Origin of the sequence: Ammonicoccus luteus, from assembly GCF_050880385.1 — a bacterium.
Classification (GTDB): Bacteria; Actinomycetota; Actinomycetes; order Propionibacteriales; family Propionibacteriaceae; genus Enemella.
The window spans coordinates 699,857-714,574 of the sequence record NZ_JBNZCI010000001.1; the positions used below are offsets into that span (position 1 = coordinate 699,857).

Sequence of the window (14,718 nt, forward strand, 5' to 3'; positions counted from 1 at the left end):
GTGCGGACTGTATCAAGGGCGCGGCATTCTCCCGGCATCTTCGGCCGAGATCGGAACCGGCTTGGCTAGTGTCTGACCATGTTCACCGACCACGCGTGGAACGACATCCGCCCGATCCTGACGGCCATCGAAACCCATCCGTTCGTGATCGGGCTGGGCGACGGCTCACTGGACTCGGACAAGTACGCCTATTACATGGCCCAGGACGCTCTCTATCTCGCTGACTATGGTCGTGTGCTGGCGCTGGCCGCGGCTCAGGCGCCCAGCGTGACGGAACTCCAGTTCTGGGCTGACAGCGCCACCGCGACTGCGGTCACAGAGCGAGAACTGCACGCGCGCTATGTCGCTGACTTCGACAACGTCGAGCCCTCCCCCACCTGCACCGCCTACACGAGTTTCCTCGCGAACTGCGCGACCCGCGGCAGTTACGCCCTGGTCGCTGCCGCGGTGCTCCCGTGTTTCTGGATCTACGACCACATCGGGCGGCGGCTCCTCGACGCCCTGGACCACGGCGAGCACCCGTACGCCGGGTGGATCCAGACCTACGCCGACCCGGCGTTCAACGAGGCGAGCAGGCGGGCCCAAGAACTCACCAACGCTGCCGTCGACCCGCTGCCGCTCGAGCACCAGCAGCAGGCCCTGCGGGCGTTCCGGACAGCGGCTCGCTACGAGTACATGTTCTGGGACGCCGCGTGGCGGCAGGAGACTTGGCCGGTCTGATGGTCACTCGCGGCGCAGGATCTCCAGGAGATCCGCGCCGTATTTCTCTATCTTCACCCGTCCGATCCCGCTGATCCCGAGCAGTCCCTGCTCGTCGGTCGGGAGTTGTTCGGCCAGGGCCTGGAGGGTGGCGTCGGTGACAATGCAGTACGCAGGCAGCTTCTGCTCCTTCGCCCGGTCGGTGCGCCAGTCCTTGAGCTCGGCCAAGAGGTCCTCATCGAACGTCGACGGGCAGTCCTCATGGCGACCGAGCTTCCGTTCGACCCCACTGGTCAGGCTGTTGCCGCAGACCCGGCACCGTGCCGCCTGCGCACTGCGTCGACGGCGGGGCTCCCGCCCGACCGCCGGTGCCGACGGGGCAGTGTCCGGGCGTACGCCATCCAGAAACCGCGACGCGCGCCGGTTTCCGCCGCCGGACCGGCTGCGGGACCACGACACGTGGAGGTGCTCCCGCGCACGGGTGACCGCGACGTAGAGCAGACGCCGCTCCTCCGCGAGCTCGTGAGGCTTGGTCGCCAGGATGAACGGCAGGGTGCCCTCGTGAACACCCACGACCGCGACGGCATCCCACTCGAGGCCCTTCGCGGAGTGGATCGTCGCGAGCGTGACCCCCTGCGCAACGGGTGCGTGCTGGGCGTCGGCCCGCCGCTGGAGCTCCGCGACCACGGCATCGAGCGTCGTGAACTCGTCCTGGGCCACAAGGTCGTCGGCGACCGAGGCCAGCGCGGCGAGCGATTCCCACCGTTCCCGACGCTGACCGCCGCCGGTGGGTGGCTCGGTTGTCCAGCCGAGTCCGGTGAGCACAGCACGCACCTCGGCGGCGGCCGATCCGTCCCCACCGCCCCCCGCCTTGGTGGCCGCTGTCAGGGCGCCGAGCGCCTGGCGCACCTCCGGCCGCTCATAGAAGCGCTCGGCGCCACGCACCAGATAGGGGATGTCGCGGTCCGCGAGGGCCTGTTCGAACGCGGGTGACTGCGCGTTGATCCGGAAGAGGACCGCCATCTCGCGATAGTCGACACCGTCTGCGCGCCGCGCGGCGAGCCAGTCGGCAACCCGCGCGGCCTCGGTGGCCTCATCGGGTGCCTCGACGAACTCCGGCGCCGGCCCGGACGGCCGCTGGGCCTGGAGCGTGACCGCGGTCATCGCGCCGGCCGATCCGGAGCCCTCTCGCCCGGTTGCCCGCATGATGCGGTTGGCGACATCCACCACCTGCGGAGTCGAGCGATAGTCACGCACCAGACGAATGACCGTGGTGTCTCGGTGGCGCCGGGCGAAGCCAGTCAGATAATCGGCTCGTGCCCCCGCGAAGGAATGGATGGTCTGCGCCGGATCTCCCACGACGCAGAGATCGCTTCGGTCGCCCAGCCACAGATTGACCAAGGTCTCCTGGAGCGGGGACACGTCCTGGTATTCGTCCACGACCAAGTGGCGATAGGTCCGGCGGATCTCGTCGGCGACGTCGGTCTGATCGGTGAGGAGAGCGGTCGCGCAGAGCAGGATGTCCTCGAAGTCGATGCGATCCCGGGCGCGCTTGGCCTCCTCATAGCCCTCGAAGACCCGCGCGACGACCTCCGGCGTCACCGACGCCAGGGTCCGGTTGAAACTGTCGGCGATCGCGGGATAGTCCGCCGGGACCACATTGGACACCTTGGCCCACGAGATCTCCCCGACGAGATCACGCAACACGGAGGTGTCGACCTGGACACGCAGACGGCCGGCGGCCTCGGCAACCAGGCCCATCCTGTTGTCGAGGATCGCGGGGAGGGGTGAACCGTGGACGCGGGGCCAGAAATATTGCAGCTGCCGCAGCGCCGCGGAGTGGAATGTGCGGGCCTGCACCCCGGGCACGCCGAGTTGCTGAAGTCGGCCCCGCATCTCCCCCGCCGCCCGGGTGGTGAAGGTCACTGCGAGCACCGAGGTCGGCTGATAGACGCCGGTGTGCACCCCGTAGGCGATGCGGTGGGTGATCGCCCGGGTCTTGCCCGTCCCCGCCCCAGCGATCACCGCCACGGGCCCGGCGAGCGTCGTCGCCACTTGGCGCTGCTCGGGGTCCAGTGCCTGCAACAAGGAGTCCGGATCCATCACGCCTGGCACCCTAGTCGCCGCCTCCGACGTAATCGGAAATCTGCCGGATTCGCACCATTTCGAACCAGTGGTCGGTCGCCACAGCCATCGTTGTCGGACGGCCCCTCTAGGGTGGTCCGTGCCATGAAAACGACTGTTCCCTCCGGGCTCTTCCTGCACCGCGCGACCGGCACCGCCGCGCTCGCCCGCGGATTGGCGGACACCCTCGCCGACCCGCTCGACGATCCGTTCATCCCCGAGCTCGTGTCCGTGCCGACCCCGGGGGTGGAGCGCTGGTTGTCCCAGGCCCTTGCTGGACATCTCGGATCCTCCGGTCAGGGCGACGGGGTCTCGGCGGGCATCGATTTCCTGCGGCTCGAGCAGTTGGTGCGCCGGGTCGTCGAGGGCACGCTCGGGCTCGATCCGGCGACCGACCCATGGCGCGGCGAACGCATCGTCTGGGCGATCCTGCGCATCCTCGACGCCAACCTGGGCCAGCCGTGGGCGGGTCCGGTCCGGGCGCATCTGGATCCGCGGGTGCCGACGTCGAGGAGATATGCCACCGCGGCGCGGGTCGCGACTCTGTTCCGTTCCTATGCGGCCCAGCGCCCGGAACTCCTGCGAGACTGGCGCGCCGGCCGTGCCGTGGACCCGAGCGGCGCGGCGCTCGACCAGCACGCGCAATGGCAGCACGAGCTCTGGACGGCGCTACGGGACGACCTGGGCGGACCGGATCCGGAGGAGCGGATGGCACGGACTGCTGCGCTCCTGGCCGATGATCCAGGCCGCCTTGACCTGCCTGACCGCCTTTCGGTGTTCGGCCCGACTCGCCTCGACACGAGCCAGCTGACGGTGCTTGCCGCACTCGCCCACCATAGGTCCGTTCATCTGTGGTTGCCCCACCCGTCGCCGGTGCTGTGGGAGCGGGTGCGCAACGCGACCTCTGGGGCGTACAGGGGGGAGCGGAGCGCCGACCCCACCGCTTTGATCCCGCGGCACCGACTCACCCGACGGCTGGCCCGGGACGCCCGGGAACTGCAGTTGGTGCTGGGCGACCTGGCCATCGACTCGACGGTGGCCGAGGAGCCCACTCCTGCGCCCTCGACGGTCCTCCAACGGCTGCAGGCGGCCATCCGTGACGACGTCGAGAGCCCGGCTCGGCTTCCGATCGCGCCGGAGGACGACAGCATCCGCCTTCATGTCTGCCACGGACCCGACCGTCAGGTGGAGGTGCTCCGCGAGGTGGTCCTCGGCCTCCTGGCCGACCACCCGGATCTCGAACCGCGCGACATCCTCGTGATGTGCCCGGATATCGACCGGTTCGCTCCCCTGGTGTCCGCCACCTTCGCACTCGACACGCCCGCGGACGGAATGGGGCATCCAGGACAGGATTTGAAGGTGCGCCTCGCCGACCGCTCGCTGCGCGAATTGAACCCCCTGCTGGCGACGCTGCAAAGCCTTCTGGCGCTCGGAGACTCGCGCGCCGGCGCCTCGGATCTGCTCGATCTGTGCGCCGACCCGCCGATCGCGCGGCGGTTCGGGTTCACCGACACCCATCTCGAACGATTGCGGGAGCTCGTCCCGCGGTCCGGAGTGCGCTGGGGGCTCGACCTGGCGCATCGCGAGCGGTTCAGCATGGGTGGTTACGGGCAGAACACGTGGATGGCCGGACTGGAACGGATGCTCCTCGGGGTCGCGATGGACGATCGGGATCAGCATGTTCAGGGCACGGTCCTGCCGATGGGCGAGGTCGAATCCAGCGACGTCGACCTGATCGGCCGCTTGGTCGAGTTCGTGCACCGACTTCGACGGATTGTCGCGTCGTTCAATGGCCCCCGGACGTTGCCCGCGTGGACGGCGGCCTGCCGTGAGGCCTTGGATCTCGTGACGGATGTTGCCGCGGTCGACATCTGGCAGCGGACGCACGCCTGGACCGAGCTCACCGAGTTGGCCGAGACCGCGGAAGCCGACACGGACGTTCTGTTGTCGCCCGCAGACCTCCGGGCCGTGCTGGCCGACGCGTTCACCGGGCGCCCCAGCCGGGCAAACTTCCGGACCGGCGCGCTCACGCTCTGCACCCTCAGCCCGATGCGCTCCGTGCCTCATCGCGCCGTGGTGCTGCTCGGGCTCGACGACGGCATGTTCCCCCGTCGTGGGCACGCGGACGGTGACGACCTGCTCGCCGCCACCCCGTGGGTCGGCGACCGCGACCCTCGCAGTGAGGACCGACAGATCCTCCTGGACGCCGTGCTCGCCGCCGGTGACCATCTGTTGGTGATTCACTCGGGGGCGAGCCCACAGACGGGTGAGCGCCGTCCCCCGGCGGTTCCGCTGGCGGAAGTCCGTGGCGCGATCGAAGATCTCACCGACGGTGACCCGTGGGAGCGGCTGGAGGTCCGCCACCCCCTGCAGCCGTTTGCCGTGGCCAATTTCCACCCCGCACCGTTCAGTTTCGATGCCCGAGCGGCCCGCGCCGCGGCAGCGCTCATCCGCAGCCGCACCGCTCCGGTCCAGGCGGTGCCCCAGGCGCTGACCGATACTCGCCTGCCCATGCCGCCGGAGCTGGAACAGGAGGTGGTGCCCGTCGAGTTGGCAGATCTGCTCACGTTCTTCGCCAACCCCGCCCGTGGCTTGCTCCGGCGGCGGGCCCAGATCTACGTGGGAAACGAGGACGAGTCGAAACCCGACGAGATCCCGATCGATCCGGACGGGCTGGAACGCTGGGCCATCGGCGACCGCATGCTCCGCGCGCACCTTGGGGGCGCGGAACTCGAGGACATTCGGACAGCGGAGTTCTGCCGGGGCGAGGTGCCTCCACGACAGCGGGGGATCGACCTGTTGAATGCCGTGGAACAGGACGTCCGCAAGATCCGGGCCGCAGCCGACCCGTGGCTCACGGCACCGGCCACCAGTCAGTGGGTGTCGATCGACCTCGGCCGTTTCCGGCTCAGCGGCATGGTCTCGGGCATCCGGGACAGAAAGATCGTGCGGGTGGGCTTCGGCGGGGTCCGCGGAAAGCAACGGCTGCGGGCCTGGATCGAGCTCCTCGCGCTCAAAGCTACCTGCCCTGACGTCGTCTGGCGCTCGGTCGTCCTCGGCAAGGGCGGTGACGGCTCGATTCTCGGACCGGTTGCCGAGGTCGACGCTCGTGCCAGGCTCAACGACCTTCTTCAACTCTGGGTCCGCGGGCTCTGCGAGTTGCTCCCGCTGCCACCGAACACCGCACTGGCCCAGGTCCAGGCCAACCGGCCGGGCGGCAATCGGTGGGGTCCGGAGGACGCCTGGAAGAACGAGTGCGATGCCGCCTGGGAGCGCTTCGGGCTGAGGCCCCGCTACTTGAGCACGCTCAAACACCGCCCAGCCACCGCTGCGGACGGACGCGGCAGCGGATCGGCGTTCGAGGTGCTCGCCCACCGGGTCTTCGACCCCTTGATCGCCGAGGAGGGCACACTGTGACCGCTCGACCCGCCCACGGCACCATCGCGCCCACCCCGTTCGATGTGACGGGTCCCCTGCCCGGAGTCGGCACCCACGTGCTCGAGGCGTCTGCCGGCACCGGCAAAACCTATGCCATCGCCGCGCTGGCAACTCGCTATCTGGCTGAGGGGGTGCCGTTGCCTCAGCTCATGATGGTGACCTTCAGCCGTGCCGCGACCCAAGAACTCCGCGACCGCATCCGGGCCCGGTTGACCGACACCGAGTTCGCGCTCCTCCGCGCCCTGGACGGCGCGGACCCCGGTTCCGACCAGGTGGATCAGCTGCTGTGCCGGGGCTCCGCGGACGAACTGCGGATCCGGCTCCAGCGCATCGCCACTGCTCTGGCCGACTTCGATGCCGCGACGATCAGCACGACGCATGAGTTCTGCGGCCGCATGCTCGACGGGCTGGGCGTGCTGGCCGGGACCGACCCGGGCGCGGTGCTGGTCGAAGATCTGTCGGACCTCGCCAGGGAGGTCGCGGCCGACTTCTGGCTGCGGGCGTTCGCCGAAGTGGACCGCCCAGACTTCCGCTGGCGCGAGGCCGAGGAGATCGCGCTCCGGGTGGCGCGGTTCGACGGGCCGTTCGCACCCGACCCCGCCACGCTGCCCACCTACGCTCGGCAGTTCGGTTTCGCCACGGCCGTCCGCCGCGAGATCCAACGGCGCAAGACCGTCCGTGGCCTCATCACCCACGACGACCTGCTGACCCGGCTCCGGGACCTGCTCCGCGGCAAGGTGTCGCCCGATGCGGAGCCCGACCGCACCTTGGCCGAGGCTGTCCGCACCCGCCTGCGCAACCGTTTCCGCGTGGTGCTGGTGGATGAATTCCAGGACACCGATCCCGTGCAGTGGGAGATCCTCGAGCGGACATTCGCGGGCCACTCGACCATGGTGCTGATCGGTGACCCCAAGCAGGCCATCTATGGCTTCCGCGGAGCGGAGGTCAACGCCTATTTGGCAGCGGTCGGTTCTCCCGGGGCCCACCTGCACACGCTGAGCACGAACTGGCGCACCGACGCCGGTCTTGTCGAGGCCGTCGGCGCGCTGTTCGGGCAGGCGCAGCTCGGCGACGAACGGATCGTCGTCCGCGAGGTGTCCGCCCACCACGACGATCGGTTCACTGTTGCGGACGAGGACCTCGCGGCTCCGCTGCGCCTCAAGGTGCTGCCCCCATCTCCGGACAGCGACTCCAAAGGACCGACCCTCACCGAGCTGCGCAACCGGGTTCACGACGATCTGGTCGCAGATATCGGCCGCCTGCTCGCACCGGAGGCGGACGCCAGGGTCGACCTGGGCGAAGGCCCGCGGCGCATCACTCCGCGGGATGTCGCTGTGCTGGTGCGCGGCAAGCACACGGCCGACAGCATCCGGGACCGTCTGACGGCCGCCGGGATCCCCGCTGTGCACACGGGCGCGACCAGCGTGTTCGACACCCCGCAGGCGCAGGACTGGCTCACGCTCCTGCGCGCCTGTGAGGCTCCTCGGTCGGAGACCATCCGGGCGACCGCGCTGACGAGCTTCGTCGGGTGGTCTCTCGTCGATCTCGCAACTGCCGGCGACCAGGAGCTAGCCGATCTGTCCGGGCGCATCAGGGGCTGGGCGCGAACATTGAGCCGACACGGTCTGGCGGCTCTGTCGGAGGCAGTCCTGGAGTCCGGGCTCGCGGAACGGCTCCTGGAACGGGTCGGCGGCGACCGGGAACTCACCGATCTGCGCCATCTCGGCGAGTTGCTGCATGCCGCACAGGTCCGCGAACGCTTCGGCACCACGGCCCTCGCCGAATGGCTCGACGAGCGCATCCGGGAGGGGCGCGCCGCATCCGACGATCGGACCCGACGCATGGAATCCGATGCCGATGCCGTGCAGATCATGACGTTCCATCGGGCGAAGGGGCTTGAATTCCCCGTCGTCTATCTTCCCGACCGGTGGGAAACCCGGAGGACGATGGACGACGGTGCCCCGTTCGAGTTCCACCACGGCGGCATCCGCCACCTCTATCTTGCGGGGAGGGGCCGTGACCGCAATGCAGCGCGAAAGCTCCACGATGCCGAGGAGGCCGGCGAAGAGCTTCGGTTGTTGTATGTGGCGGCCACCCGCGCCCAGTGTCGCCTCGTCCTGTGGTGGGCCGCGCACGAGAAGAGGACGCCGGCCGCGCCGCTGCACCGGATGCTGTTCCGCGCCGGTGACCCCGCTCCCCGGCCTGCCTATCCCTGCCGCACCTCGCCCGCCGACCTGCTGCACGCGCCCGGCATCTCCGTGCAGCAGGTCGGCACGATCCCGGCCGGTGCCCCGCCGGGCCTGGCGGATCCGGTCCCGGAGCTTCGGGCCCGGTCCTTCACCCGGACGGTGGACCGCGACTGGCGGCGGACTTCCTATTCCAACCTCACGGCCCGCGTCCACGAGCTGAGCCACAGCGCGACGGAACAGCCGAGCGAAACCGTGGAGCACGACGAACTCCAACTGCTGACCGACGAGGCGGAGCCCCAAGCCACGACTCCGTTGCCCGCGCCCACCGGCGAGCTGGCACGGCCATCACCGATGACCGACCTCCCACGCGGTGCCGCTTTCGGCACGCTTGTGCACGCGATCTATGAAACGTTCGATCCGCACGCGGACGACCTCGATGCCGAGATCCGGGATCATGCCGGTCGATGGCTGAGCCGGTTGCCGGTCGAGTCGCCCGGCAACGATCTCACTGCGGAGACGTTGGCCGAGGCGCTGCTGCCGGCCATCCGCACACCGCTCGGGCCGCTGGCCGGCGGGTTGCGGCTGTGCGACATTCCGGGTCGCGACCGGTTGGCGGAGTTGGATTTCGAGTACGCCCTGGCAGGCGGTGAACGGCCCTCGCGCAGGGTGCTGCTCGGCGAGCTGAGCGGCCTGCTGGCACGGCATCTGACACCCGACGACCCGCTTGCGGCCTATCCCGCCCGACTGGCCGATCCCCTGCTCACCGACGAAGTGTTGCGCGGCTTCTTGGTCGGATCGATCGACGCCGTGCTGCGTGTCCCAGACGCGCCCGGGCAGCAGCGCTATCTGATCGTGGACTACAAGACCAACTGGCTCGGTCCCCTCGAGGGCGGGGAAGGACTGGTCCTCGGGCATTACGTCCCCTCCGCGATGGCGGACGCGATGATGACGGCGCACTATCCGCTGCAGGCGCTGCTCTATGCCGTCGCGTTGCACCGTTTCCTGCGGTGGCGGCTGCCCGACTATGACCCCGACCGGCACCTCGGCGGGGTGGTCTATCTGTTTGTCCGGGGCATGGCCGGTCCCGATACGCCCGTGGTGGACGGGATGCCGTGCGGCGTGTTCGCCTGGCGGCCGTCGGCAGCTCTCATCACAGAACTGTCCGACCTGTTGGCCGGTCTGGACATGGATGCCGCTCTCACGGATACCGCTGCCGGCGACCAGGAGGAACGATGACAATCGCCGACCGCGTGCTCGACGCCGACGGTTTGCTTGCCGAGTTCAACGCCGCGGAGGTGCTCGCACCCGCAGATGTGCACACGGCGCGGCTGGTGTGCGATCTGTGGGCAGAGCCCGACGACCGTGTGCGGCTGGCCGTGGCCCTGGTGGTGCGGGCCCTGCGGGCGGGTTCGGTGTGCCTCGACATCACTCGGCTCGCGGAGTTCGTCATCGACACCCTTGAGGAGCCGGACGGGAAACTCGACTGGCCCGATCCTGCAGAGTGGGCGGAAGCGATCCGGCGCTCACCGGTGGTCGCCACCGGCCGCCGCGGACAGGGCGGACAACCGCTGCGGCTCATGGGAGATCTTCTCTACCTCGAACGCTATTGGCGCACAGAGGAGACCGTCCGACATCACCTCGACGTCCGCCAGGGCTCGTCGACGGGATTCGACACCGGTGGAGCGCTGCAGGCGGAGCGGGGCGCGGACACCGTCACGGTGGCCGCGGTGCGCCGGGAACTCGATGCGTTGTTCGACGATCCGGATCTGCCGTCGGACCAGCCCCATCATCAACGTCTGGCTGCCACAATGACGGGGCTCAGCCGGATCACCGTGATCGCCGGCGGTCCCGGCACCGGCAAGACCACCGTGGTCGCAAAGATCCTCGCGCTGCACCACGCCTTGCGCAGCCGCCCGCCCGTGGTCGCACTTGCGGCCCCGACCGGGAAAGCGGCGGCACGGCTCGAGGAGGCGGTCCTGCAGACGATGACCGGGCTGGCCGCGCCTTGGTCGGTCACCCCCGTTCCCCGTGCCGTGACCCTCCACTCGCTGCTGGGATGGATGCCCGGGAACCGTCCCCGGCATGACGCCGACAACCCGCTGCCACACGAACTCGTGGTCGTGGACGAGATGTCGATGGTGTCGCTCACGCAGATGGCAGCGCTCCTGGAGGCATTGCGGCCCGATGCGCGGCTGGTGCTCGTGGGTGATCCTGACCAGCTCGCGTCGGTCGAGGCGGGCGCCGTGCTCGCCGACATCACTCGGGCGGCTCCATCCGCGCCGCCGGCCCAGCTGTCGGCGTTGGCAGCGTTGGAGCCCCGTGATCGCCCGACCGCGTTGCCGACCGGCGCAGGAGTGGTGACGCTGCAACACACGTGGCGCTTCGGTGGCGGCATCGAACGGCTGGCCCGCGCCATCCGCAGCGGGGACGCCGACGAGGCGCTGGCGGTGCTGGGGAGCGGCGCTTCCGATGTCCGGCTGATCGCGACCGACGCCTCGATCGCCGCACCCGCTCTCGAAGAAGTCCGCCAGCAGTCGGTCGCTGCCGGCCGCCGGATGCATGCCGCAGCCGTTGCCGGGGATGCCCACGAGGCGCTGGCGGCGCTCGAGGAGCACCGAGTGTTGTGCGCTCACCGTCGTGGCCCGTTCGGCGTCGCTCGCTGGGAGCGGCAGGTGTTGGACTGGCTGCGGTCAGGGATCGCTGGTTATGACACGGGCGGGGACCTGCACCCGGGACTCCCGATCATGGTGACGGACAACGACCGGGACGCGGGTCTCTACAACGGCGACACCGGCGTCATCGTCCGCACCGCGCAGGGTTTGCGTGCCGCGTTCGCCCGAGGCGGCGCGCCGATGCTGTTCACCACGCTGCACCTCCGCGAGATCGTCAGCGTCCACGCCATGACGGTCCACAAATCGCAGGGCAGTCAGTTCCGGCAGGTCACCCTCGTCCTCCCGCCCGTGGAGTCACCGCTGCTCACGCGGGAACTCGTCTACACCGCCGTGACGCGAGCGAGCCGTGGGGTGGAGATCATCGGGTCGCCCGAGGCGTTCGCCCGGGCCGTGACGCGCCCCGCCAATCGGGCTTCGGGATTGGGCACTGGTCGTCCCGCGCTGCCGTGACCTGCTCCGTGTCACGGATTGGGCGCGCTCGTCCGGTGCTGCGACAATCGGGCGGTGACCGATTCGCCCGTGCTCGAGACCCTGCCCGATGAAACCGACGTCCTGGTGGTGGGGGCGGGCCCGGCCGGTTCCGCCGCAGCCGCCTGGGCGGCCCGCCTGGGCCTGGACACCGTGCTCGCCGACGCAGCCACCTTTCCCCGGGACAAGACGTGCGGGGACGGTCTCACACCACGGGCTATCGGAGAACTCACCAAACTCGGCCTCGCCGACTGGCTGCGAGCTCACACGACCAACCAGGGCCTCCGCGCCCATGGCTTCGGTCAGACCCTGCACCTGCGCTGGCCCGGCGGCAACCTTCCCGACTGGGGCTCCGCCGTAGCCCGGACCGAGTTCGACGATCATCTCCGCACGGTCGCACTGGATTCCGGCGCGATCGGCGTCGAAGGCATGCGGGCGGTTGATGTCCGGCGCGGCGAGAGAGGTCGCGTGACGGCGGTCGTGTTCAGGAGAGGCAAGGAAACCGTCGAGATCGGTTGTCGCCGATTGATCGTCGCGGACGGGGTCCGCTCCCCCCTCGGCAAGGTTCTGGGCCGGGAATGGCACCGGGACACCGTCTATGCGATCGCCGGGCGGGCGTACATCGATTCGACCCGCAGCGACGACCCATGGATCTCCTCGCACCTGGAACTCCGGGACACAGAGGGGGACATCATGGCCGGCTATGGCTGGATATTCCCCCTCGGCAACGGCACGGTCAACATCGGGGCCGGTTCCCTCGCCACCGCGAAACGACCGGTCGACGTGGCGATCAAGCCTCTGATTCAGGTCTATCGAGACACGATCGGCGAAGATTTCGGGCTCGCCGGCGAGATCCGCCGCGTGGCCTCCGCCCTGCTCCCGATGGGCGGTGCCGTCAGCAACGTGGCCGGCCCCAACTGGGCCCTGATCGGCGACGCCGCCGCCTGTGTGAACCCGCTGAACGGGGAGGGCATCGATTACGGCTTGGAGACCGGTCGGCTGGTCGCGGAACTCCTCGCTGACGGTGACTATCCGCTGACACACTCGTGGCGGACGCTGCTCGAGCGGAACTACGGCGAGACCTTCTCGATCGCCCGCCGCCTGTCGGGCCTCGTGACGGTGCCGCGGCTGCTGCCGACGCTCGGGCCGGTCGGGATGCGGTCCAAGTTCCTCATGACGCTGGCGCTCCGCTGGATGGGCAACCTCGTCACCGACGAGGACCGGGATGCGGCGGCGCGCATCTGGCGGTGGGCCGGTCGCCGTTCGATCGCCGTTGACGCCCGCCCGCCGTTCTCGTGACGGCTGGGCTCACCGCGGCTTCTGTCCGCTGAGGACACCACCGGCGATCGCGCCGACTCCGAGGACTCCGGCACCGACTGCCAGCGGGACCGCTAGATCGCCGAGCTTCTCCCGCAGTCCGGACTCCCCGACCTCCGCCCCCGCCGGCTCGGTTGATATCGCCGGTGGCGGAGCGGACGTGCCACGGGTTTGCTCACTGGACGTCAGCGCAGACGCCTTGGGGCTCTGGGCCGGCGTGGGGAGGGGAGCCGCGACCGAGGTCGCCTGTGCCCCGAGCAGGGCCCGCGCACCGGGCAGAATCTGTGAGCGGACCAGCGGATAAAGGGCCTCACCGGGGCAACTCGTCTGCGACATGTCGCGGTGTCCCACGACGGGGTCGGTCGTCACCTCGGTCCCCTTCGGCCAGCGATTCGAGCCCCTGCTCGTGAAAGCGATCGACTGGCTGCCGGCGAGATCGATCCGATAGCGGTCCGCGAGCCAAGCCACCAGCGCGGTCATGGCGGTCATCGCTGCGTCGGTGGGCAAGCTCGCCGTGTGGTCACCGACGAAACAGCACAGTTGGGCGTACCCCTGACTCCCACCCGTCGCGTCGCCTCGCACCGGACCCGCGAGGCTTCCGGTGCGGCCTTCCCAGATCTCGCCGAAGGGGTCGACGAAGAAGTTGTACGCCACATCAGGCCACCCCTTCGTCCCCGTGTGATAGTCGAAGAAGCTCCGCAGTCGCCCCGGGATGGACCCCGGTTTCTCGGTGTTCGGGCTCTCGGAATGGTGGATGATCAGGAATCGCACGTCCTCGTCCTTGAGCGTGCCGGAGGCGGACCGACCACCCGCCCAGTCCGCTCGGGGATGAATTGCGGGCCGTGCGGGGCCCGCGTACGCCGACGTGCCTGCCCCTGCCAGTCCGAACGCGGCCATCGCCCCCAGCCCGGCGATCAGCATCCCGCGTCGGCTGACCCCGGACATCAGCTCACCTGGCGTGGATAGCAGGTGCCGCCGACCGGGCGGTTCAGCACAGAGCACCACCCGTTCGCTTCGTTGCGGGAGCTGGAGCCCGTCACGGCAATGGCCCAATAGCCACCGTTCAGGCCGGCAACCCTGTCCGAGTCGACCACGACGACCTGAGCCCGCCCGGACAGCCCATCGGCCATGGCCCAGGCCTCCTGCTCACTGCGCTGGTTCTTGGGCATCGAGTCGAGCACGGTGATCCACGAGCCCGACGGGAGGCCGGTGACCGTCCTCGTGACGGGCTCGGTCGTGGCCTGCGCGGGCACCGACGGGGGCGCGGTGGTCGCCGGCTCGACCGGAGCGGCGGGGGCCTGGGTGCCGGGCGGACGGATCGACGGTGTCACAGCGGCTCCCTGATCGTCGTAGGCGACCGAGGCCGGGCGGGGCGCGAACAGCGACTGGCCCCGCAGGATCGGGATGACGGCGAAGACGAGCACAAGCGCCTGCACGATCATGAGCGCCCCGAACGTGATGCCGAACGCTCGCCAATAGACACCCGTCGGGGCATTCATCGAACGCGCCCGGCCCGCCGCGGTCGAGGCCGGAATCAGGCCGAACAAACCGAAGAAGAGGGTGACCACCACGGTGGGCCACAGTCGGGGTGGCGCGGGGGCCGGCCAAGCAGGAGGGAACTGCCCCGGCCCCGGCGGCCCACTGGGGCCACCGGGCCCCCGGGTACCCCCCAGCATGGTCCGATAAGGATCCAACGGCTGCCCGTCCGGGCCGGACTGCTGCACATGGGCACCGCCCCAGGGATCCCCCTGTGGTGGTGGCGGCGGACCCCACTGCTGACTCATCCGGCACTCCCTCGGTTGTGTCTGGTG

The 14,718-nt window shown here is 69.7% G+C and carries 8 protein-coding genes; 5 read left to right on the forward strand and 3 right to left on the reverse strand.

Translation table 11 applies throughout. The annotated features are described in order from the left end of the window. The first annotated feature begins 78 nt into the window (after positions 1 to 78). Complete coding sequence (locus ACQ260_RS03305) at positions 79 to 720, forward strand: TenA family protein (RefSeq protein ID WP_432557966.1); 642 nt, start codon at positions 79 to 81, stop codon at positions 718 to 720. A 3-nt stretch (positions 721 to 723) separates the two neighbouring features. On the opposite strand, the gene ACQ260_RS03310 is transcribed toward ACQ260_RS03305, so the two are convergent. Further along, positions 724 to 2,802 carry an ATP-dependent DNA helicase UvrD2 gene (locus tag ACQ260_RS03310; RefSeq protein WP_432558360.1) on the reverse strand — a complete coding sequence of 693 codons (2,079 nt, stop codon included), beginning with the start codon at positions 2,800 to 2,802 and terminating at the stop codon, positions 724 to 726. A gap of 126 nt (positions 2,803 to 2,928) precedes the next feature. Here ACQ260_RS03310 and recC point away from each other — a divergent pair, with 126 nt between their 5' ends. Genes recC through ACQ260_RS03330 form a run of 4 tightly spaced genes read left to right on the forward strand, consistent with a single transcriptional unit; the run spans position 2,929 to position 12,889 of the window. Beyond that, positions 2,929 to 6,240, forward strand: a complete 3,312-nt coding sequence (gene recC, locus ACQ260_RS03315; RefSeq protein WP_432557967.1) for an exodeoxyribonuclease V subunit gamma — start codon at positions 2,929 to 2,931, stop codon at positions 6,238 to 6,240. Beyond that, positions 6,237 to 9,686: a UvrD-helicase domain-containing protein gene (locus tag ACQ260_RS03320; RefSeq protein WP_432557968.1), complete on the forward strand. Its 3,450-nt coding sequence runs from the start codon at positions 6,237 to 6,239 to the stop codon at positions 9,684 to 9,686. The genes recC and ACQ260_RS03320 overlap by 4 nt, the downstream gene beginning before the upstream one ends. Next, on the forward strand, positions 9,683 to 11,572 hold the full coding sequence (gene recD, locus ACQ260_RS03325; RefSeq protein ID WP_432557969.1) for an exodeoxyribonuclease V subunit alpha: 1,890 nt from the start codon (positions 9,683 to 9,685) through the stop codon (positions 11,570 to 11,572). Before ACQ260_RS03320 ends, recD begins: the two co-directional genes overlap by 4 nt. 54 nt (positions 11,573 to 11,626) lie before the next feature. Further along, positions 11,627 to 12,889 carry a geranylgeranyl reductase family protein gene (locus ACQ260_RS03330; protein ID WP_432557970.1) on the forward strand — a complete coding sequence of 421 codons (1,263 nt, stop codon included), beginning with the start codon at positions 11,627 to 11,629 and terminating at the stop codon, positions 12,887 to 12,889. Between the two features lie 9 nt (positions 12,890 to 12,898). Here the strand turns inward: ACQ260_RS03330 and ACQ260_RS03335 are convergent, their stop codons facing one another. After that, a complete protein-coding gene (locus tag ACQ260_RS03335) occupies positions 12,899 to 13,852 on the reverse strand; it encodes an N-acetylmuramoyl-L-alanine amidase (RefSeq protein WP_432557971.1) in 954 nt (317 codons plus the stop codon). Beyond that, positions 13,852 to 14,691: a hypothetical protein gene (locus ACQ260_RS03340; protein WP_432557972.1), complete on the reverse strand. Its 840-nt coding sequence runs from the start codon at positions 14,689 to 14,691 to the stop codon at positions 13,852 to 13,854. Before ACQ260_RS03340 ends, ACQ260_RS03335 begins: the two co-directional genes overlap by 1 nt. Between the last annotated feature and the right edge of the window lie 27 nt (positions 14,692 to 14,718).

What these genes read in the sequence shown, in the direction of transcription:
- ACQ260_RS03340 (WP_432557972.1), bottom strand. Translation starts at nt 14,691, where the DNA reads ATGAGTCAGCAGTGGGGTCCGCCGCCACCACCACAGGGGGATCCCTGG.
- ACQ260_RS03310 (WP_432558360.1), bottom strand. Translation starts at nt 2,802, where the DNA reads ATGGATCCGGACTCCTTGTTGCAGGCACTGGACCCCGAGCAGCGCCAA.
- recD (WP_432557969.1), top strand. Translation starts at nt 9,683, where the DNA reads ATGACAATCGCCGACCGCGTGCTCGACGCCGACGGTTTGCTTGCCGAG.
- ACQ260_RS03335 (WP_432557971.1), bottom strand. Translation starts at nt 13,852, where the DNA reads ATGTCCGGGGTCAGCCGACGCGGGATGCTGATCGCCGGGCTGGGGGCG.
- recC (WP_432557967.1), top strand. Translation starts at nt 2,929, where the DNA reads ATGAAAACGACTGTTCCCTCCGGGCTCTTCCTGCACCGCGCGACCGGC.
- ACQ260_RS03305 (WP_432557966.1), top strand. Translation starts at nt 79, where the DNA reads ATGTTCACCGACCACGCGTGGAACGACATCCGCCCGATCCTGACGGCC.